Origin of the sequence: Pseudoclavibacter chungangensis, from assembly GCF_013410545.1 — a bacterium.
Lineage (GTDB): Bacteria > Actinomycetota > Actinomycetes > Actinomycetales > Microbacteriaceae > Pseudoclavibacter > Pseudoclavibacter chungangensis.
In genome coordinates this window covers 3,950,936-3,971,693 of record NZ_JACCFV010000001.1, presented here as the reverse complement: position 1 = coordinate 3,971,693, position 20,758 = coordinate 3,950,936, and the positions used below count along the sequence as shown (strand labels likewise).

At 69.3% G+C, this 20,758-nt stretch carries 15 protein-coding genes and 6 pseudogenes; 7 read left to right on the top strand and 14 right to left on the bottom strand.

Annotated features, from left to right (window positions below):
* Positions 1-23: 23 nt before the first annotated feature.
* Positions 24-1,043, bottom strand: a pseudogene (locus HNR16_RS17690) (ISL3 family transposase); the annotation flags it as partial.
* A gap of 231 nt (positions 1,044-1,274) precedes the next feature.
* Between HNR16_RS17690 and HNR16_RS17685 the strand changes: the two are divergent.
* The gene (locus HNR16_RS17685) at positions 1,275-2,594 is read left to right on the top strand and encodes an ISL3 family transposase (RefSeq protein WP_420850449.1); all 1,320 of its coding nucleotides are present in this window, start codon (positions 1,275-1,277) and stop codon (positions 2,592-2,594) included.
* A gap of 143 nt (positions 2,595-2,737) precedes the next feature.
* Positions 2,738-3,268 (top strand): annotated as a pseudogene (locus HNR16_RS18940) (helix-turn-helix domain-containing protein); the annotation flags it as partial.
* A 13-nt stretch (positions 3,269-3,281) separates the two neighbouring features.
* On the opposite strand, the pseudogene HNR16_RS17675 reads toward HNR16_RS18940, so the two are convergent.
* Positions 3,282-4,458: pseudogene (locus HNR16_RS17675) on the bottom strand (IS3 family transposase).
* Between the two features lie 84 nt (positions 4,459-4,542).
* Here HNR16_RS17675 and HNR16_RS17670 point away from each other — a divergent pair.
* Positions 4,543-5,334 (top strand): annotated as a pseudogene (locus HNR16_RS17670) (ISL3 family transposase); the annotation flags it as partial.
* A 22-nt stretch (positions 5,335-5,356) separates the two neighbouring features.
* Here the strand turns inward: HNR16_RS17670 and HNR16_RS17665 are convergent.
* Positions 5,357-5,596, bottom strand: a pseudogene (locus HNR16_RS17665) (transposase); the annotation flags it as partial.
* 70 nt (positions 5,597-5,666) lie between these two features.
* Between HNR16_RS17665 and HNR16_RS18495 the strand changes: the two are divergent.
* The 3 genes from HNR16_RS18495 (at position 5,667) to HNR16_RS17655 (ending at position 6,984) form a co-directional block, all read left to right on the top strand.
* The gene (locus HNR16_RS18495; protein WP_225738014.1) at positions 5,667-5,828 is read left to right on the top strand and encodes a hypothetical protein; all 162 of its coding nucleotides are present in this window, start codon (positions 5,667-5,669) and stop codon (positions 5,826-5,828) included.
* Positions 5,829-5,835: 7 nt separating this feature from the next.
* The gene (locus HNR16_RS17660) at positions 5,836-6,306 is read left to right on the top strand and encodes an IS5 family transposase (protein ID WP_225738013.1); all 471 of its coding nucleotides are present in this window, start codon (positions 5,836-5,838) and stop codon (positions 6,304-6,306) included.
* A gap of 438 nt (positions 6,307-6,744) precedes the next feature.
* Positions 6,745-6,984 (top strand): hypothetical protein, encoded by a 240-nt coding sequence (locus tag HNR16_RS17655; RefSeq protein WP_158042198.1) that lies wholly within the window; start codon positions 6,745-6,747, stop codon positions 6,982-6,984.
* Between the two features lie 506 nt (positions 6,985-7,490).
* Here HNR16_RS17655 and HNR16_RS17650 read toward each other — a convergent pair.
* The 4 genes and pseudogenes from HNR16_RS17650 to HNR16_RS18490 form a co-directional block, all read right to left on the bottom strand.
* A complete protein-coding gene (locus tag HNR16_RS17650) occupies positions 7,491-8,495 on the bottom strand; it encodes a Gfo/Idh/MocA family protein (protein WP_158042199.1) in 1,005 nt (334 codons plus the stop codon).
* A 78-nt stretch (positions 8,496-8,573) separates the two neighbouring features.
* Positions 8,574-9,767 (bottom strand): annotated as a pseudogene (locus tag HNR16_RS17645) (IS3 family transposase).
* A 107-nt stretch (positions 9,768-9,874) separates the two neighbouring features.
* Positions 9,875-10,459: an FAD-binding protein gene (locus HNR16_RS17640; RefSeq protein WP_179558341.1), complete on the bottom strand. Its 585-nt coding sequence runs from the start codon at positions 10,457-10,459 to the stop codon at positions 9,875-9,877.
* Positions 10,460-10,809: 350 nt separating this feature from the next.
* Positions 10,810-11,034 carry an alcohol dehydrogenase catalytic domain-containing protein gene (locus HNR16_RS18490; RefSeq protein ID WP_420850451.1) on the bottom strand — a complete coding sequence of 75 codons (225 nt, stop codon included), beginning with the start codon at positions 11,032-11,034 and terminating at the stop codon, positions 10,810-10,812.
* A gap of 57 nt (positions 11,035-11,091) precedes the next feature.
* Between HNR16_RS18490 and HNR16_RS17630 the strand changes: the two genes are divergently transcribed.
* Complete coding sequence (locus tag HNR16_RS17630) at positions 11,092-11,298, top strand: hypothetical protein (RefSeq protein ID WP_179558339.1); 207 nt, start codon at positions 11,092-11,094, stop codon at positions 11,296-11,298.
* A 16-nt stretch (positions 11,299-11,314) separates the two neighbouring features.
* Here the strand turns inward: HNR16_RS17630 and HNR16_RS17625 are convergent, their stop codons facing one another.
* From HNR16_RS17625 to lysS, 7 genes are all read right to left on the bottom strand, one after another.
* Positions 11,315-12,487, bottom strand: a complete 1,173-nt coding sequence (locus tag HNR16_RS17625; RefSeq protein WP_179558338.1) for an EamA family transporter — start codon at positions 12,485-12,487, stop codon at positions 11,315-11,317.
* Positions 12,488-12,962: 475 nt separating this feature from the next.
* Positions 12,963-15,530, bottom strand: coding sequence for an ATP-dependent Clp protease ATP-binding subunit (locus tag HNR16_RS17620; RefSeq protein WP_158041773.1), 2,568 nt, complete (start codon positions 15,528-15,530; stop codon positions 12,963-12,965).
* Between the two features lie 384 nt (positions 15,531-15,914).
* Complete coding sequence (locus HNR16_RS17615) at positions 15,915-16,172, bottom strand: Clp protease N-terminal domain-containing protein (RefSeq protein WP_158041772.1); 258 nt, start codon at positions 16,170-16,172, stop codon at positions 15,915-15,917.
* Positions 16,173-16,314: 142 nt separating this feature from the next.
* Positions 16,315-17,430, bottom strand: a complete 1,116-nt coding sequence (locus HNR16_RS17610) for a hypothetical protein (RefSeq protein ID WP_158041763.1) — start codon at positions 17,428-17,430, stop codon at positions 16,315-16,317.
* A gap of 115 nt (positions 17,431-17,545) precedes the next feature.
* Positions 17,546-18,940, bottom strand: coding sequence for an MFS transporter (locus HNR16_RS17605; protein ID WP_158041762.1), 1,395 nt, complete (start codon positions 18,938-18,940; stop codon positions 17,546-17,548).
* Positions 18,941-18,973: 33 nt separating this feature from the next.
* Positions 18,974-19,171 carry a hypothetical protein gene (locus HNR16_RS17600; protein WP_158041761.1) on the bottom strand — a complete coding sequence of 66 codons (198 nt, stop codon included), beginning with the start codon at positions 19,169-19,171 and terminating at the stop codon, positions 18,974-18,976.
* Between the two features lie 78 nt (positions 19,172-19,249).
* Positions 19,250-20,752, bottom strand: a complete 1,503-nt coding sequence (gene lysS, locus HNR16_RS17595; protein ID WP_158041760.1) for a lysine--tRNA ligase — start codon at positions 20,750-20,752, stop codon at positions 19,250-19,252.
* Positions 20,753-20,758: the final 6 nt, after the last annotated feature.

The window sequence follows — 20,758 nt, the reverse complement described above, 5'->3', positions numbered from 1 at the left end:
CCCACCGAATGTCCGAAGAGCCTCTTATCGGGTTCGCGGTAGGCAGCGACGATGCGTTGGTAGATGCCCCAGCTCGCTTCGACTTCGACGTGCTCCTCGATGGCGAACACCGCGTCGAGCCGTGCGGTCTGCTTCTCGGTGAGGAAGCTTGCGCCGGTGTGGAGGGTGCGCCGAACGCCGTAGAGCGGGTCACCGGCATGACCACGGTGCCCGAGCGTGTCCTGCTGAACACGCTGCCTCGTCCGGTCGAGCGCGTCGCCGGCGAGCCGGACGACGTGGAACGGGTCCATCACCGGGATGGCGTCGGGGAGCTCTTCGGCTGCGGCGGTCTTGAACCCGGAGAACCCGTCCATCGCGACCACCTCGATCCCGGCGCGGAAGCCTGGCGACTGCTGCGCCAGCCAGGCAGCGAACACGGCTTTCGAACGACCTTCGACCATGTCCAGCAGCCGCGATGGGCCCGTCCCGTCGCGCACCGGCGTCAGGTCGATGACCACGGTCACGAACCGATCACCGAGCCGGGTGTGTCGCCAAGCGTGCTCATCGACACCGATCACCGTGACGCCATCGAGCCGGGTCGGGTCATCGATGAGGCGACGGCGGCCCTCGGCAAGGACCGCGGTGTTCGCGGTGTGCCAGCCGACGCCGAGATTATCCGCGACCCGCGCGACGGTGAGGTGGTCGACCACGAGCGCGGTCAGCGCCCAGGCCAGCGCGCCACGCGACAGCTTCGATCTGGGCTCGGCCGCCATCGTCAGGTCCTGCCGCCAGAGGCGACCGCAGCCCGAGCACCGGTAGCGGCGCACCCGCACCAGGAGCGTGGTCGGACGCATCCCGAACGGCACATGCGCAAGCCTCCGAACCACGCTCCCGCGCGGGATGCCCTCGGCCCCGCAGCGGGAGCACCAGTCGTCTGGCTCGATCACCCGGCACTCGATGACCGCCCGATCCGGCTCGACTACCTGCCGCATCGCGACAAGCCCGAGTTCATCGAGACCACAGAACGCGGACAGGTCAGCAGGGACAAAGGTAGCGTGGAGCACGTCGAGGTCTTTCGGCTGGAAGGCGTAGGAACCTCCATCGTCGGAAGACCTCGACCCCTACCCGGGTAGCGACGCGCTACCCGCCACTACACCCTCGATTGCGATGAGCCGCTAAAGGGGCTCTTCGGACATTCGGTGGGGGTGAGGCTCGCCGGGTGATGGTCGGCGGGTAGGGGTCGAGGTCCCCGAGGATCAGTAGCGCCAACTGCTGCTCCAACCGAGGACCTCGACGTGTCTCACGATAGTTCGGGGTGCGCTGACGCGTGCTCCGCCGCCTGCCCGTGTTCCCGCTGCGACTTGCTGCTCGGCCTCGATGGGGTCCATGTCGAGGACGTTGACCGCCGTGACGGGCTGCTGATCGTGACCGTCTCGAGCCCGGCGGCACCGACCGGCTGCCCGTCGTGCGGGGTCGTCGCGACCGGCCGCGGACGTCGCCGACGGGTGCTTCATGATGTGCCCGGCGTGACGCGGGTGCGGATCGTGTGGCGGCAGCGGGTCTGGCGGTGCGACGAGGTGGGATGCGTGCGACGGACGTTCGTGGAGCAGCTCCCGGGTCTGGTGGCCCGGCGCGGGTCGATCACCACGCGCGCCGTCGGCTGGGCGATCGGGCAGCTGCGCCGCGAGCACGCCACCGTGCACGGTATCGCCCGTCAGCTCGGAACGTCGTGGAAGACGGTGTGGCGGGCCGTCGAGCCCGAGCTGGTCAAACTGGCTGAGGACGAGTCCCGGTTCGAGAACGTCACCACCCTCGGCGTCGATGAGCACATCTGGCATCACGTCGACCCCCGAAAGCGCGGCCCGAAGGAACTGACCGGGATGGTCGATCTCAGCCGCGACAGCACCGGAAAGACGCGGGCCAGACTGCTCGACCTCGTGCCCGGCCGCTCCGGGAAGGCCTACGCGTCCTGGCTCGCAGACCGCGGCGAAGCGTTCCGGAAGAACGTGCAGGTCGCAGCTCTTGACCCGTTCGCCGGCTACAAGACCGCGATCGACGACAAGCTCGAAGACGCCACGGCCGTGCTGGACGCGTTCCACGTCGTCAAGCTCGGCACCGCCGCTGTGGACGAGGTCCGCCGCCGCGTCCAGCAAGACACCCTCGGGCATCGCGGTCGGACCGGCGACCCGCTCTACGGGATCCAGACCATCCTCCGCGCCGGCGCCGAGAACCTCACCGAGAAGCAGCGGACCAGGCTCGCGGCAGCGATCGAGGCCGACCCCGCGCACGACGAGGTGTTCGTCGCATGGCAGTGCGCCCAGCAACTGCGTTCCGCCTACCACCAGAAGGACCTCGTCGAGGGGCGGCGGATCGCCGAGAAGGTCGTCGACACATTCCACACCTGCCCGATCCCCGAGATCGCCCGCCTCGGCCGCACCCTCCGCCGTTGGCAGGCAGCGTTCCTGGCCTACTTCACGACCGGACGATCATCGAACGGCGGCACCGAGGCCGTCAACGGGATCATCGAGCTCCACCGCCGCCTCGCCAGAGGGTTCCGCAACCGTCACAACTACCGACTCCGCATGCTCCTCGCCGCCGGCGGACTCACCCCATGACCCCCACCGGATGTCCGAAGAGCCGCTAAGGCTCTTCGGACATCCGGTGGGGGTGAGGCTCGCCGGGTGATGGTCGGTGGGTAGGGGTCGAGGTCCCCGAGGATCAGTAGCGCCAACTGCTGTTCCATGACGAGGACCTCGACGTGTCTCACCATAGTTCGGGGTGCGCTGACGCGCGCTCTGCCGCCTGCCCGTGTTCCCGCTGCGACTTGCTCCTGGGCCTGGACGGTGTCCATGTCGAGCACGCCGACCGCCGCTCGGGGCTGCTCGTCGTCACGGTCTCGAGCCCGCCGTCTCCGACCGGTTGCCCGTCGTGCGGGGTCGTCGCGGCCGGTCGGGGGCGCCGCCGACGGGTGTTGCATGACGTGCCCGCAGCGACGCGGGTGCGGATCGTGTGGCGGCAGCGGGTCTGGCGCTGCGGCGATGCCGACTGCCCGCGGAAGACGTTCGTCGAGCAGGTCCCTGGACTGGTCGCGCCGCGCGGCTCGATCACTACCCGCGCTGTCGCGTGGGCGATCGGGCAGCTGCGTCGCGAGCACGCGACCATCGCGGGACTGGCCCGGCAGCTCGGGACATCGTGGAAGACGGTGTGGCGGGCCGTCGAACCGGAACTGGAGAAGCTCGCCGCGGACGAGACCAGGTTCGATGGCGTGACCACGCTCGGAGTCGACGAGTGGGCCGCCCCCCTCATTCGGTCCGGTCGCTGTGCGAGTCGTCGGTTTCCAGTTGATGGGTGCATTGCCGAGCGTAGTCGACCGGTGCGAGGTATCCGAGCGATGAGTGTCGGCGGTCGTGGTTGTACTCGGTCTTCCAGTCGCCGATCACGACCTGGGCGTGCAGCAGCGAGTAGAAGCTGTTGATGTTCAGGCACTCGTCGCGGAGCCTGCTGTTGAACGACTCGAGATACCCGTTGTGCCAGGGCGAGCCGGGCGGAATGTAGAACAGGCCGGTGCGGGTGCCGGCCCAGTCGGCCATCGCGTCGCTGATGAACTCCGGGCCGTTGTCTGATCTGAGCACCGCGGGCGCGCCGCGGACGGCGGCGAGGTCCTCGAGGTGGGCAGTGAGTCGGTCCGCGGTGATCGACCGCTCGACAAGCCCTCCGATGCATTCACGGGTGTGCTCGTCGACGATGGAGCAGATCTTGATCGGGCGGCCCTGCTCGTCGGCATCGAACTGGAAGTCCACCGCCCACACGAGATTCGGGGCGACCGCTGCCGGGGCGTCAACGGTCGAGGATCCGACGCGTTTGCGCCGCCGCCGCTGGGGGACACGGAGGCCTTCCTCGCGCCAGAGCCGCTGGATCTTCTTGTGATTCACGGCCCACCCCTCGCCGCGAGCGTCGTGGTAGGCCCTGCGGTATCCCCACCGCGGGTGCTTCTTTGCGTACCGCGCAGCCAGTCCCGCAACGCCCTGTCCGGGTCGGCGGTCGTGTCGCCCTTGAGCGGGCGACGGTACGCGGACCTGCTCAGCCCGGCCAGCCGGCACGCCATCCGCTCGCTCACCTGCAGTGTCCTGATCAGGTGAGCGACGGCGGCGCGGCGCCTACCCGGGCCTAGAAGTTTCCCTCAGCCAACTCCTTGAGCGCGGCCTTCTCCAGCTCCGCTTCGGCCAGCAGTCGCTTCAGAGTGGCGTTCTGCTTCTCGAGCTCCTTGAGCCGCTTCGCGTCGTCGGCCTTCAGGCCGCCATACTGGTTCCGCCACCGGTAGTACGTCTGCTCGGACACGCCGAGCTCCCGACACACCGCCGCGACGTCCGCGCCGTCGGCGCCGTCGGCGCCGTCGGCGCCGTCGGCGAGCATTCTGTCGGCCTGCCCAAGCTTTCGGACGACCTGCTCCGGGGTGTGGCGCTTCCTGCTATTCGTCATGATCTGACCAGTCTCCCTGCCCGAACCCTCGGGCGACAGGACCACTCACATAACGACTGGACCTACAAAACGGGGTCAGCCCACGAGCATGTCTGGCATCACACAGACCCTCGCAAGCGTGGACCGAAGGAGCTGACCGGGATGGTCGACCTCACCCGCGACAACCACGGGAACACGCGGGCGAGGCTGCTGGACCTCGTGCCCGGCCGGTCGGGGAAGGCCTACGCGTCCTGGCTCGCCGAGCGCGGCGACGCGTTCCGCCGAGGCGTGAAGGTCGCGGCGTTGGATCCGTTCGCCGGCTACAAGACCGCGATCGACGACAAGCTGCAGGACGCCGTCGCGGTGCTCGACGCGTTCCACGTTGTGAAGCTCGGCACCGCCGCCGTCGACGAGGTCCGCAGGCGCGTCCAGCAAGACACCCTCGGCCACCGGGGCCGTAAGAGCGACCCGCTCTACGGGATCCAGACCATCCTCCGCGCGGGAGCGGAGAACCTCACCGACCGCCAGCGCACGCGGCTGACTGCGGCGATCGAAGCCGACCCCGCGCACGACGAGGTGTTCATCGCGTGGCAGTGCGCGCAACAACTCCGCTCCACCTACCACCAGAAGGACCTCGCCGCCGGGCGGCGGATCGCCCAGAAGGTCGTCGACTCGTTCCATACCTGCCCGATCCCAGAGATCGCACGCCTGGGCCGCACCCTCCGACGCTGGCGAGCCGCGTTCCTGGCATACTTCACCACCGGGCGCTCATCGAACGGGGGCACCGAGGCAGTGAACGGGATCATCGAGCTCCACCGTCGCCTCGCCCGCGGCTACCGCAACCGCCACAACTACCGACTCCGCATGCTCCTCGCCGCCGGCGGCCTCACCCCATGACCCCACCGGATGTCCGAAGAGCCCGATCAGTGAGCTTCTCCCGTCCGGTGCGGAGGATGTTGCGGATCGCGTAGAGCGGATCACCCTTGCGCCCACGATGCCCGTGAAGATCCTGCTGGACGCGGCGGCGGACCTCGTCGACCGCGGCGGTGCCAAGCTTGACCACATGGAACGCGTCGAGGGCCGCGGTCGCGTCGTCGAGTTCGTCGTCGAGGGCCTTCTTGTATCCAGCGAACGGGTCCAGCGTCGCGATCTGCACTCCGTCGCGGAGGAACTGGAACACGATCTACAAGAACTTCAACCGCTGGTCCGAGCAGGGTGTCTGGGCGCGGGTGCTCGAGAAGGTCGACTCCCTCGCGCATCAGCGTGGCGAGCTGGACTGGGTCGCGTCGATCGATTCGACGATCGTGCGCGTGCACCAGCACGGGGCGACCCTGCGTCGGGACACAGGGGGCCAGGTCGAACTGCAAGAAGTTCGGGGCGGAGCCTTTTGACCACGCGATCGGTCGCTCCCGCGGTGGGCTGACCACCAAGAACCACCTGGTCTGCGACGGGAAGGCCAGAGCGCTGGCCTTCCTGTTGACGCCAGGCCAGGCGGCGGACACGAGCATGCTCATCGACGTGCTCTGCGAAATCCGTGTCCCCGGGCGAACCGGCAGGCCGAGGTCACGGCCGGACCGGTTGCTGGTAGACACGGGGTACCCGTCGAAAGCGAATCGCGCCTGGCTGCGCGAGCGCGGCATCGTCGCCGAGATTCCCGAACGTGATGATCAGATCGCCCACCGTCTCAAGCGGCCCGGCCGACCGATCCACTTCGGGCGCGGGCAGCGAGAACGCTACAAGTGCCGCAACGTCGTCGAATGGTGCTTCAACAAGCTCAAGCAATGGCGCGGCATCACGATGCGCTCAGACAAGACCGCCCGCAACTACCACTCCGCGATCTGCCTCGCCGCGACCCTCCAATGGGTTTAGCAACACAACCGAGGCCCAGTTCATCGAGACGACAGAACACCGTCAGGTCAGTGGTCGCGGAGGTAGCGAGCTGCAGGTCAAGGTCTTCCTGCGGATGCGCAGTGTGAGCACTTCCATCATCGGAAGTCCTCGCCCCCACCCGGCACCAACGCGCTACCCGACCACCCGCTCATCTGCGAAGCGCCCGCGATGGCTTCGAAGGGACCGCGCTTTCGGCATGGGAGGCCGCTGCCCCTCGTCACCGCGGCGGATTCACGAAGCTGTGAATCGGGAATCCGAGCAACGCGTCAACCACGTACTTGGTTGATTGGTTGATTGGTTGATTGTAGCCATTCGCGACGACGCGCGCGCGGGCGGAACTCGCATTTTTACTCAGTGTCGAAACGGAGCCTTTCCGCAGCGGGGTCATCCGGACCCCGGACAACGACGGAGGTTCCGATGAAGCGACGCATCAGCGAGGACGAGGCCATTCACCACCTCATGCCGCCGCTCTCCAAGCATGTGGCGAAAGCACGCCTTCGCGGACTGCCTGGTCCGCCGTACGCGCCGGCGGACGTCGACGAGCTGCTCAGCGATGCAGAGAAGCACGAGCGGAGGGCAACGACCCTCGCGAAGATTCTCGAGAGCCGCACTGCGGCCTCGTCGAGCGAAGCGGACCACGACGAGCTCGAGCTCTGAGACGCCAGGCAACCGACAACCGACAACCGACAGAGCGCAGCGATGTGCCGTGTCCCCGTGGGGGACACGGCACATCCGCCGTCGGCGGGACTCAGCCCCCGCGCGTTCAGCGCCGCGACGGCCGTCACCCTCCGCATCATGACCGCCTCGGCCACGAACTCCACGGTGGCCAGGTCGGTTGCCCCCTCGAGCGCACTCACGAGCGGTTCCGCGCGGCTGGCGATCACGTCGCCGAAGTGACCGCAACTGCTCGACGTAGGCGCTCGTCACCGTCCACTGCACGCGCCGCGCCTCCATGGGCTCCACCCAGCCCCCTCCCCCGCGTGCATCCATTCGTCCAGCGTCGGCAGCGTGAGTGACGCCTCGCCCCTCCCGATGCGATGCGATTCCACCTGGTGAGCGGGGAGACGTCCCGAATCGTCTGCGGTGAGATCCCAGTTCCACGGGCCGGCCGCCGTTTCCGTGATGATGGGGCGAGCCCAGTGCGCCGTTCTCGAACACGAACGTCAGTGTGCCCGTGTCCTCGACGCCGAACCCCCGCTCGTTGCCGCCGACGCGAGCGCCGTGACATCCGTGATCTCGCGGACGAGATATCGAAGCAGGTCGATCTCGCGGATCAGGTTGCTGAGGAACGCCCCACCGCTCGCGGCCGTCCGGCGCCGGGCGATGTCGAAGCACTCGACAGGCTTCGACAGGAAGTAGGTGACGTCGACCACGACGAACGGCCTCAGCCGTCCTGCCTCGGTGAGCTGCTTTGCACGTCGCGGCACCGGATAGTGGCGGCGATGGTGGCCGAGGCCGGGAACGCCCGAGCGCTCCGACGCTTCGACGAGCGCGAGCGCCTCCTCGAGCGACGTCGCCACCAGCTTCTCGACGAGCACCGGGATGCTCGCCGCCACGAACTCGAGCGCCATCGGGACGTGGAACTGTTTGGGCGCAGCGATGATGACCGCGTCCACCGTGTTCGCCGTCGGCAGCTCGTGGTGGTCGAGGTGATGCCGGACGCCGAACGCCTCGGCGAGCACCCTGCCGCCATCGAACGGATCCGTCACCGCGGTGCGTGCGAAGCCCGCCGTCGCCGTCACCGTCTCCGCATGCGTCCGGCCGATGGGCCCCGCACCGAGGATCCCGACACCTACCTCGTCCCGAGCACGCCGACATGGATCGGCACGGCCGAGAACGGCGGCACCGTCAATGGCGCGAGGCACGGATTCGGCTCGTTCGAGGCGTCCCCGAGGAACCGGTTCTGTGGGCTGTCGCCACGCCGGAATCGTTTGTCGCGTCCAGGGACCGCGTCCGCGTTCAATGTCGCCACGGTCGCTTCCAGGCGTGCCGCGTCGATGTCCAATGAATCCGCCAACTCGCCGAACGAGTCGGTGCTGACCGCCCGATCGGGGCCGCGCCCGGCGAGAAACCCACGATCGGGTATCGCTGCGCGAACGCGTGCTCGAACGCGAGCCATGCCGGTGCGCTTCGCTGCCGCCCGTCCGAGGGTCCGTGTCGACGAACATCCACGAGGTGTCCTGGTACGCGAGTGCCTCGTTGACGAAGCGCTCGGGTCTGCTGCATGGATAGGTGACAGGTTGTAGTCACGCCGCCAGTGCGTCGGTCGTGTTCATGATGGTCTCGAACTCGATGGGCGTCAAACGGCCCAGGCGGGCTTGACGGCGTCGGCGGTGGTAGGTCCGCTCGATCCAGGTCACTATCGCGATCCGCAGCTGTTCGCGTGTGGTCCAGGAGCGGCGGTCGAGGACGTTCCTTCTGCAGCAACGCGAAGAAGCTTTCCATCGCGGCGTTGTCTCCGCTGGAGCCGACTTTGCCCATGGACCCGACCATGCGGTGGCGGGCCAGAGCGCGGAGCATCTTCCTGCTTCGGAATTGAGATCCCCTGTCCGAATGGACCACGCAGCCGGCGACGTCGCCGCGCACCTGGACGGCGTTCTCGAGCGCCTGAACGGCCAGCCGCGACTTCATTCTCGAGTCGATCGAGTATCCGACGATCCGGCCGGAGTAGACGTCCTTGATCGCGCAGAGGTAGAGCTTGCCCTCCACGGTCTTGTGCTCGGTGATGTCCGTCAGCCAGAGCTGGTTCGGCGCGTCCGCGGCGAACACATGCCGGGTCCGACCGTCCTCATCGACCACGGCGCAGAGGTCGTCGTGAACCGGCGGGCCGGGCCGGCGGCTCCTACCCCGCTTGGGCTTGCCGAACGCGCTGAACCACCCGTTCATGGAGGCGATCCGCCATGCGGTCCGATCCGACATCGCCTCGCCGGCGTCGCGTGCCTCGTCCGCGAGGAGCCGATGCCCGAACTCGGGGTCCTCGCGATGCGCGTCGAACAGCGCGTTCGCGCGATACGCCTCCACCACCTCGCTTTCAGTGATGGGGTCGGCCAGCCACCGGTAGTAGGGCTGGCGGGAGAGCTTGAGAACCCGACACGTCACCACGACGGGGATCCCGTCAGCGGCGAGCTCCGTCACGAGCGGGTACCACCTTTTCCCGGCAGGTTCGCCTGCGACAGATACGCCGCCGCCCGCCGAAGAACCTCGTTCTCCTGCTCGAGCAACCGGTTCCGCTTCTTCAGCTCCCGGATCTCGACCGCCTCGGACCGCGACTGGCCGGGCTTCGCGCCCTCGTCGATGTCGGCGCGACGCAACCACTTCTGCAGCGTCATCGGGTGGACCCCGAAGTCTTTCGCGATCTGCTCGATCGTCACTCCGGGCTCGCGGTTGCGCGCGACGCGCACGACGTCGTCACGGAACTCGGTGGGATAGGGCTTTGGCACGATGCCATCCTTCCAGGCCATCCCCTCGGGCAAGCCAGATCAGATGTCACCTACCCATGCAGCAGTCCCCTCCCCCGCGGCGTTCACGACGATCGAATCGGGCAGTGTCATCTCGACGTTGCCTTTGCGTCCGCACGTCCGACCGTCGTACACGCGATCCGGCGGCCTCGGCACGGGCACAAGATGGCGGTCATGTCGGCCACACAAGCACCCGCCACGAGTGCCAGCTCCAAGCCGTCCCCCTCGTTCGACGGGGAGCTGATCGGCGTGACGGGGAACGCGAGGAAAGCGTCGGGCAGTCGCGGATTCCGTTCGAATCCACCCGTCGCGAGCACGAACGAAAGGGCGTGCACGCGGGAGCTGCCGACGTCGATGACCAACCCCTCGTCCACGTGGGACAGGCCCGTCGCCCGGGCGGCCGCGATGATCCTGACGCCACGATGGAACGCGGACGCGACGAGCGAAGCGACGAGCGAAGCGACGAGCGAAGCGACGAGCGAACTGCCTACACTGCGCTCCTTGCGTTCGGCGATCAGTTCCGGGGCGGGTGCGCGGCCGTTAGGGTCGTCGTGTTCGGCCATGCTCAGCGGCGGGAAGTACGACGACGGCCGCAACGCGTCCGCCGGCCCGGGGAAACTCGGACGGGTCGAAGGCGCCGTTGTCGAGACTGCGTCCGCCCAGCGCCGCGCCACCCCAGTCGGCCCGGTAGTCGGGTCTCGCGAGCGCCGTCAACGGCACCCGAGTGCGCGTCGTGAGATCGTCGATCGCCTCACTCGCCTTGCGCGACGTACCACTCGATCGGTGCGGGGTCCTTGACGTGACCGGAGCCGGCGGTCAGGTAGGCGGCGCCCGCCGACGCGCTGTCCGCGAACCCCGCTTCCGGGCCGGCACATGTCGCCGGAGACCAGATGGCCCCGCCCCGGCGCTCGTCGTTCCCCCGATGCGGTCGGCCTTCTCGTCCACCACAACGCTCGCTCCGGCATCGGCCCCGCGCGACGCCGCGCACCGAAAGGTGCGGGCACACGTTGCCGCGCCCACCCCGTCAGGCCCGGCACTCGCCGCTCGACACGAGCGGGGCGACCGTGACGCGCTCGCCCACCCGAACGGTGCCCGCGTCGTCGCGGATCACGACGACCCCCGCGATCTCGTGCCCCTGGACGAGCGGCAAATCGGTCGGGAAGCCGTCTTCGTGGATGTGCAGATCCGTGCCGTAGAGGCTCACGGCATGTGTCCGCACGACCGCCGCCCCGGGGCCGGGTGTCGGCACGGGAGGGTCACCGAACGAGAGCGACGAACGAATCGTCGACACGTATGCCGACCCGCGTTGCAGCGCATCTGGAAGCCGCAGAACTTCTCGTTGTGGATGACGGGCATGCTGCACGAGACCGCCGACGTCAACGCGTTCGACCGCCTGCGGCAGCTCGGCGAGTTGCGGAGCGTGGTCGAGTCGGAGGTAGGCCTCACGTATCTCGCCGAGGCCTGCACCGGATGGCCCCCGCATCTCGAGTCGCGGCTGCCGAGCGGTGCCTGACCGTTGCCGTGCGGCATCAGCGCACCCCGCGCCCGGCAGCTCCACGATCGCCCCGCCGGCGACGACACCCCACGATCCCGGCCTCGTCGAGCGGTGACACGGCCGCCGGGGTGCGCCGGTCCGGACGACGACGCCCGCGCCACTCCCGCCGCCGCCACCGGATCTGTCCGATCACCACGCCCGCGAGGATGCATGCGCTCCCGATCACGAGCGTCGCGGTGATCGGTTCGGCGAAGAACCACCTGCCGAACAGCACACCGAACACGATGACGAGCGCGTTGAGCATCGAGACCGTCGTGACGGTGGTGTAGCGCACCGCGACCGTGATGCTCACGAGCGCGACGCCGTTCGCGCACCCCGCGAGCACGAGGACGAGCGCCTGCCGGCCGGTCAGCTCGGTGAAGGCCTCGGGCAGCTTGCCGCCGTGGAGGATCGTGATGAACAGCACGAGGCCGAGCACACCGCCGAGCGTGATGAGCGAGAGCGTCACGACGAAGCGTCCGGGCACCTGCTGCGAGACGCGCGCGAGCGAGTTCGACGTCGCGTAGCAGACACCCGTGACGACGGCGAAGACGAATCCGAGCACGGCGATGCCCGGACCGGCACCGTCCCCGCGACCGGCCGCACCCTGCGCCGAGACGGCGGTCACGACGAGTCCGACGACGATGAACGCGATGCCGACGAGCTCGCCGCGCGCGGGCCGTTCGCCGAGGAACACGCGGCCGATGAGGGCGCTGCCGAGGAGGAGACCGCCGAGGTAGGCGGCGGTCGCGATGCCGAGGCCGACCCAGTCGAGCGCCCAGAAGAGCAGTGCATTGCCGACGAAGAGGCTGACGACGCCGCCCGCGAGGAGCGTCAGTGCGAGTTTCGGGCCGATGAACTCGGGAGCCCGGGGCCGCATCGCGCGCGGACGCAGGACGAGCGCAAGGAGTGCGAGCGCGCCCACGAGCGGGAGCTGGCGGATGAGTGCGCCCGTGAACGGGTCGACCTCGCCGGCGACGGAGCGCAGCAGCGCGTTGACGGTCGCGTAGCTGATCGACGAGACCAGCCCGAGCCCGATGCCGATCAGCGCAATGCGCCGTCCCCCGGTGCCCGTGCCCGACGCCGAACGGTTGCCGTCGCCTCCCGCTCCCCCGACCTCCGGGCCAGGCCCCGACCCCGAACCGGGAACGCCCGACACCGGATCCACGCCCGCTACGGAATCCGAATGCGACTCACGACACCCGGGGTCCGAGCCCGAACCCGAACCCGGACCACCCTCGCCGCTGCCGTCGCCGATGCCGTCATTGCGCACCGGACCACCGTACTCGCCGCATCCAGCCGGGTTGTTGCTACCGGGCCGCGGGCCCGGTAGCAACAACCCGGCTGGATCGTGCATGCCGCGCTCCGTGGCTCGACGGGCGACGACAACCGACCGCACACGACACCCCACGCGCACAATGCAGCCCGACAGCCGACGCGCCCCGGCAGCGGTGCCGCCCGACAGGTGACGTGCCCCGGCAACGGTGCCGCCCGACAGGTGACGCGCCCCGGCCAGCGACACGCCCGCCAGCCGACGCACCCCGGCCGACGGCGCCGCCCGACACGTGACGCGACACCCGGCGGCGCGGGAACGACGGAGGGGCTCACCATCCGGTGAGCCCCTCCCTCGTTCGAGCGCGCGATCAGGACGCGTCGGCCTCCGACTGGTTCGCGACGCCGTCCGCGACCGAGTCGACGCCAGCGCTCGCCCCGGCGGGCGAGACCGACTTCGACAGCGATGCGCTGCCCGGCGCCGAGGAGATCGTCGGCCGCTGCGTGACCTCGAACGTAAACTCCGTGCCGTCGTGATCGACCTTCACGTGGTCGCCCGCGACGAGCTCCGCGCGCAGGATCTTCTCCGACAGCAGGTCCTCGACCTCGTGCTGCATCGCGCGACGCAGCGGCCGCGCACCGAGCGCCGGGTCGAACCCGACCTTGATGAGCGCGAGCTTCGCGTCCTCCGACAGCTCCACCGTCATGTCGCGGTCGAGCATGCGGTCCGCGAGGCGCTTCACGAACAGGTCGACGATCTGCAGCAGCTCCTTCGTGGACAGCTGCGGGAACACGATCGTGTCGTCCACACGGTTCAGGAACTCGGGCTTGAAGTGCTTCTTCAGCTCCTCGTTCACCTTCGCCTTCATGCGCTCGTACGACGTCGTCGTGTCGCCCTCGACCTGGAAGCCGACGGGGCCACCCGCGATGTCCTTCGTACCGAGGTTCGTCGTCATGATGATGACCGTGTTCTTGAAGTCGACGACGCGACCCTGACCGTCGGTCAGTCGACCCTCCTCGAGCACCTGCAGGAGCGAGTTGAAGATGTCCGGGTGCGCCTTCTCGATCTCGTCGAACAGCACGACCGAGAACGGCTTACGGCGCACCTTCTCGGTGAGCTGGCCACCCTCCTCGAAGCCGACGAACCCGGGAGGGGCACCGAACAGTCGCGAGACCGTGTGCTTCTCACCGAACTCCGACATGTCGAGCGAGATGAGCGCCGACTCGTCGTCGAACAGGAATTCCGCGAGCGCCTTCGCGAGCTCCGTCTTGCCGACGCCCGTGGGACCGGCGAAGATGAACGAGCCCGAGGGGCGGTTCGGGTCCTTGAGGCCCGCACGCGTGCGGCGGATCGTCTTGGACAGGCCCTTGATGGCCTCGTCCTGACCGATGACGCGCTGGTGCAGTGCGTCCTCCATGAAGACGAGACGAGCCGTCTCCTCCTCCGTGAGCTTGAACACGGGGATGCCCGTGGCCTGCGAGAGCACCTCGGCGATGAGCCCGGCGTCGACCGTGCCCATGGCCGCGACGTCACCCGAACGCCACTGCTTCTCGAGGCGCACGCGCTCGGCGAGCAGGTTCTTCTCGTCGTCGCGCAGTCGCGCGGCGCCCTCGAAGTCCTGCAGCTCGATCGCGTCCTCCTTCTCGGCACGGACCTTCGCGATCTTGTCGTCGAGCTCGCGCAACTGCGGCGGCGACGACAGGACCGACAGGCGCAGGCGTGCACCGGCCTCGTCGAGGAGGTCGATCGCCTTGTCCGGCAGGAAGCGGTCCGACACGTAGCGGTCGGCGAGGTTCGCCGCCGCGACGATCGCCTCGTCGGTGATCGAGACCTTGTGGAACGCCTCGTACTTGTCGCGCAGCCCCTTGAGGATGTTGATCGTGTGCGGGATCGACGGCTCTTCGACCTGGATCGGCTGGAAGCGGCGCTCGAGCGCGGCGTCCTTCTCGAAGTGCTTCTTGTACTCGTCGAGCGTCGTGGCACCGATCGTCTGGAGCTCGCCGCGCGCGAGGAGCGGCTTCAGGATCGAGGCCGCGTCGATCGCGCCCTCGGCCGCACCGGCACCGACGAGCGTGTGGATCTCGTCGATGAAGACGATGATGTCACCGCGCGTGCGGATCTCCTTCGTGACCTTCTTGAGGCGCTCCTCGAAGTCACCGCGGTAGCGCGAGCCGGCGATGAGCGAGCCGAGGTCGAGCGAGTAGACCTGCTTGTCCTTGAGCGTCTCGGGCACGAGGCCCGCGACGATCGCCTGCGCGAGGCCCTCGACGACGGCGGTCTTGCCGACGCCGGGCTCACCGATCAGGACGGGGTTGTTCTTCGAGCGGCGCGAGAGGATCTGCATGACGCGCTCGATCTGCTTCTCGCGGCCGATGACCGGGTCGAGCTTGCCCTCGCGGGCGGCCTGCGTGAGGTTGCGGCCGAACTGGTCGAGCACGGCCGAGCCCTGGTTCGCGGCCTGCGTCTGCTCGCCGGGACCCGCGGCGACCTGCTCCTTGCCCTGGAAGCCCGAGAGCAGCTGGATGACCTGCTGGCGCACGCGGTTGAGGTCGGCGCCGAGCTTCACGAGCACCTGGGCGGCGACGCCCTCGCCCTCGCGGATGAGGCCGAGGAGGATGTGCTCGGTGCCGATGTAGTTGTGGCCCAGCTGGAGGGCCTCGCGCAGCGACAGCTCGAGCACCTTCTTGGCGCGCGGCGTGAACGGGATGTGCCCCGTCGGCCGCTGCTGGCCCTGCCCGATGATGTCCTGCACCTGCTCGCGCACCGCGTCGAGCGAGATGTCGAGCGACTCGAGCGCCTTCGCGGCGACCCCTTCGCCCTCGTGGATGAGACCGAGGAGGATGTGCTCGGTGCCGATGTAGTTGTGGTTGAGCATCTTCGCCTCTTCCTGGGCGAGGACGATCACGCGGCGTGCTCGGTCGGTGAAGCGTTCGAACATCATGTCTCCTTCAGCTGCCACGAGCCACTACACGTGTCGGACGAGGGATCGCGGTCATCCGAGCGTAACCGTGCCCCCTCCCGGGCGGGCACCTGTTCGCCGTCGGCGTGACCTCGTCCGAGGCCCCTGCACACCCCGTGCGCGACATCGGGCAGCGGGGTGGGGCGGAGCGCCCCGTCATCTCCTGGAGCGGGTTCGTCGCGGGCGGGTCCGGCGTCGGACACCGTGGATCGATCGGCCGGATCGACACGAGCCGTGCCGCCGTCTCGGGTCCGTCCAGGGGCACGCTCGAGCGTCACGACAGGCCGGGACGCTCGCGGTCGGCCGGGCTGCGCGACGTGGTGGGCGAACAGCTCGAGCACCGCGTGGCCCCCGGCTCGTGGCTCAGGTCCGCTCGCCGGAGTCGGAGGCGACCCGACCGCGCACCCGGTCGAGGTCGGCGCCGAGCCGCACGAGCACCTGCGCGGCGACGCCCCCGCCCTCGCGGACGAGACCGAGGAGGATGTGCTCGGTGCCGATGAACTCGTGCCCGCACGCGCTCGCCTCGTCCTGGGCGAGGACGATCACGCGGCGTGCTCGTTCGGTGAAGGCGGGTGCTCGACCGTCACCTCGGCGCGCTCGACCGGTGAATCGTCCGAGCATCACGGCCTTTCTCCGTCGCGGCCACGAACCCGCCGCGGTGCGCACGGGCGGGGCACGTGAGCCGGATTCCCGGTATGCCAGCGGATCGGATGCCCGTCCGCGGCGTGTTGCTCCGCCGGGACGAGCGCGGTCGAGCGACGGATCAATTCGCGATGGCCGCGCAGGCCTGCCTGGCGCCCGCCTCGTCGCTCGCACCGGTCGCGCGGATCCAGGCCGCATTGAGGTCGTCGCTCAGCCCGCTCCATTCGGCGTCACCCGCGAAGGTGCAGTCGTACACGCCGACCGCGAGGTGGAAGTTCCCGGCGTCCGCGAGCGTGTTCGAGACGACCGAGACGTCGAAGTCGCCGCCCGACCCGGCGAGCGCCGTGAGGAGCCCGGGCAGCCGGGTCCACACCTCCAGCTCGCGGAACCGCGCCTCGGCCTCGGCCGGGGAAGCGCCCTCGAGCGTGTCGTCGAAGGTCGTGATCTCGACCGACGTGCTCAGGGCCCCGTCGGATCTGTCCTCGGTGATGCGCAGGGACCCTCGTTCACCCAGCCGCGGGACCGCGTCGGCGACGGCGCTCGCGAGCTCGACCGCGTCCGGGGCCGGGATCGGCCCCTGCAGGAACTCCGCGATGACCTGCGGGGCGAGGCCCTCGATGCGCCACTGGCCGCTCGATGCCCCCGGATCCTCGACGCCCCTGACCGCGTCCATCTGCGCGAGCGGCTCCGCCGCACCGGGCCCGTCCGCGAGCCGCAGCCCGACGTAGCGACCGATCGGGACGCTCACGATCACCGGGCCGCCCGACGCGGATTCCGGTGCCGGGCTCGATTGCATCGGTGGTGTGTAGGCCCGGACGACGGCCGACTCGATGCCGGAGTCGAAGAGGCCCACCCAATAGCGCAATTGATCGCGAAGCGTCGTCTCGTTGTTGCCGGCCGCGAAGTAGCTGTAACTCGAATCGCCGTGCCGGATCTCGATGTCGCCCGTGTACACACCCGGCGGGAGCGCCTGGAGGCGGAAATGCGATGCCGCGATGCCGACGTCGGCGACCTCGTCGGCGGAGACCTCGTCCGCGAGAACGACCGTGAGGTCCAGCATGCCGCTCTGGTCGAGCTCGTCGAACGTCACGGAGTCGACGCCGGGCATGTCCTCGATCGCGTCACCGAACGACGTGATCTCGTCGGACTGTGCCGACGCCACGCCCGGAACGGCCGCACACCCCGCGAGCGCCGTGACGGCGGCCGCGACGAAGAGTGCGCTGACGACAGGACGCATCCGATGATCTTCCTTCCGTCGACTGCGCGCGTTGCGTTGCGCTCGACAAAAGCTAGGGGCCTCGTTCGCGAAAACCCTGTGGGAAGCCCGAACGCCGTCATCGTGTCCGGCCCCGTCAGCCCGACGCATCCGGCGAGCGCGTGTGCTGGCCAGCGGCGCCGATGAGATGCAGCCAGCGCCAGAAGAACGCGAGCAGCACCACGTTGAGCGCACCCGCGACCCACATCGGCGCGACGACGCCGAAGCCCTGGCCGATGAGGCCGCCGAGCAACGCACCACCGGCCATCCCGCCCACCACGCCGAGGAGGTAGACGGAGGTGACGCGGCCGCGCACGTGCGTGGGCACGAGCCGACCCCGGATCGTGTTCGCGAGGGCACCCCAGGACGTCGCGTAGACGCCGAACACGAACACGATCACGAACGCGACGATCGCGTTCGTCGTCACCGCGATCGCGACGTGCAGGAGCGTCTCGAGGACGAGCGCGATCCGGATGATCCGTCCGTACGGCATGCTTCGTTCAAGTCTGGGGAACCCCGCCGCCGCGAGCATGCCACCGACGGCGGATACCGCGAGCAGGGCGCCGTATCCCTCCGGACCGAGGCCGAGGCGTTCGGTCGACCAGAGCACGAGCATGCTCCAGGTCATCCCGAAGGTGATGTTGAAGAAGAAGATGACGAGGGCCAGCACACGAACGGGCGCGTGTGCCCACAGCCAGCGGGCACCCTCGGCGATGTCGTCGAGCACCGTCCGGACGAGGCCGGCGCGCTCGCTCGGCGTCGCCCCGGGCCCGTCGTGCTGCGCAGCGCGGACGGCGTCGTCCGTCCCGTCGGGATCGGTTTCGACGGGCGCGACGGTCACGGGGATCACACCGGTCGACGGACGTTCGAGGTCGACCGCCGGCTCCGTGTCGTTCCCCGGTCGCGGGCTCGGGGCGACACGCACCCGCAGCACGAGAACGACCGCGGCAGCCGACAGCAGTGCGGCACCGCCGTACGGGACCGCCGCGCCGATCGCGAACAGGAGCCCGCCGATCGCCGGCCCGAGCAGCTGGTTCGTGAGCGTCATGACGCCGGACGACCGCGCGTTCGCGACCCCGAGGTGCTCACTGGGGACGACATCGGGCACGAGGCTCGACCACGCGTTGTCCATGAACGCTTCGGTCGTGCCGATGAGGAAGAGTGCCGCGTACAGGACGGGGAGCGACATCGCGCCGGTCAGGAGGAACGCGGCGACCGCGAACAGGGTGAGCGCCCGCGCGGCGCTCCCGATCGCGATGATGCCGACGCGCGAGCGGCGGTCGGCGATGACCCCGGCCAGGAGGCCGAACAGGAGCCACGGGATCTGTTGCGCGACGACGGCGAGGGCCACGAAGAACGGGTCGGCGGTGAGTTGCGCGACCATGAGCGGACCGGCCGCGAGGAGCAGGCCGTCGACGAGGTTGCTCGAGCCGCCCGCGCCGAGCAGCCACGCGAACGGCGCACCGAGGCGCGTCCGCGGCCGCTTCGCCATCGTCCCGTCTCCGTCGTGCCCGGACGGAGGGTCTCAGGCCGTGGTGTCGTTCTCGCTCTCGCTACCCGGATCGGGGAGCCCGAGGCGTTTGCGCTCCTCGCGTTCGACCGAGGCGAGCGCACGTCGCTCCTGCCGGTCGGCGGTGATCACGCCGCGCAGGATCCCCCAGAAGAGGAGACCGATGAGGATGGTCGGCGTGACCGACCACACGGCGTTCGCGAGGAAGTCCATAGTGCGGTCGAGTCTACGCGCCGCCCGCCGTGCGCGCACCGGGAGCTTCCGGGCGCGCGCGGCGGTCGGGCGGTCGGTTCACTTGACGAGCGGGAAGAGGATCGTCTCGCGGATCCCGAGCCCCGTGAGCGACATGAGCAGGCGGTCGATGCCCATCCCCATACCGCCCGAGGGCGGCATCGCGTGTTCGAGGGCCGCGAGGAACTCCTCGTCGAGTCGCATCGCCTCGTCGTCACCGCGCGCGGCGAGCGTCGCCTGCTCGACGAAGCGTCGCCGTTGCTCGACGGGGTCGACGAGCTCGGAGTACCCCGTCGCGAGCTCGAAGCCGCGCACGTAGAGGTCCCACTTCTCGACGACACCGGCGATCGAGCGGTGGTTCGCCGTGAGCGGCGAGGTCTCGATCGGGAAGTCGAGCACGAAGGTCGGCGCGCTCAGCCCGGGCTTCACGAAGTGCTCCCACAGCTCCTCGACGAGCTTGCCGTGGGTGGGCAGCGCGACCTCGACGTCGACCCGGTCGGCGAGCGCCTGCAGCTCGGCGAGCGGTGTGTCGGGCGTGATCTCGACGCCCGCGGCCTCCGAGAGCGACGGGTACATCGAGATGCGTGCCCACTCGCCGCCGAGATCGAACTCGGTGCCGTCGGCCCATGTGACCACGTGCGAACCCGACACGGCGAGTGCGGCGTTCTGCACGAGCTCCTGCGTGAGATCGGCGATCGAGTTGTAGTCGCCGTACGCCTGGTACGCCTCGAGCATCGCGAACTCGGGGCTGTGCGTGGAGTCGGCCCCCTCGTTGCGGAAGTTCCGGTTGATCTCGAACACCCGCTCGAGCCCGCCGACGACGGCGCGCTTGAGGTACAGCTCGGGCGCGATGCGGAGGAAGAGCTCGGTGTCGAACGCGTTCGAGTGGGTCGAGAACGGGCGGGCCGCGGCCCCGCCGTGCATCGTCTGGAGCATCGGCGTCTCGACCTCGATGAAGTCGTGCGACGCGAACGTCGCGCGGAGCGACGCGTTCGTGAGCGCGCGCGTCCGGACGACCTCGCGCGCCACGGGTCGTGCGATGAGGTCGAGGTACCGCTGCCGCACGCGCCCCTCCTCGCTCAGCTCGGTGTGCAGGTTCGGCAGCGGACGCAACGCCTTCGACGCCATGCGCCACTCGGTCGCCATGATGCTCAGCTCGCCGCGCCGCGAGGAGATCACCTCGCCGGACGCGAAGACGTGGTCGCCGAGGTCGACGAACTCCTTCCAGCGGTCGAGCTCGTCCTGGCCGATGACGGCGAGCGAGAGCATCACCTGGATGCGCTCGCCGTCACCCGACTGCAGCGCCGCGAAGCAGAGCTTGCCCGTGTTGCGAAGGTGCACGACGCGGCCTGCGACACCGACGACGTCGCCCGTCTGCGTGTCCGCCTCGAGCTCGGGGTACGCCGCGCGCACCTCCGCGATCGTGTGGGTGACGGGGAGCGTGACGGGGTACGGCGAGACGCCCGCCTCGATGAGCCGCGCCCGCTTGTCGAGTCGAACCTGCTCCTGCTCCGACAGCTCGTCGCCTGCGGTGTCGTTGGCCGTGGTGGGCTCGGCGGACATGCGTGC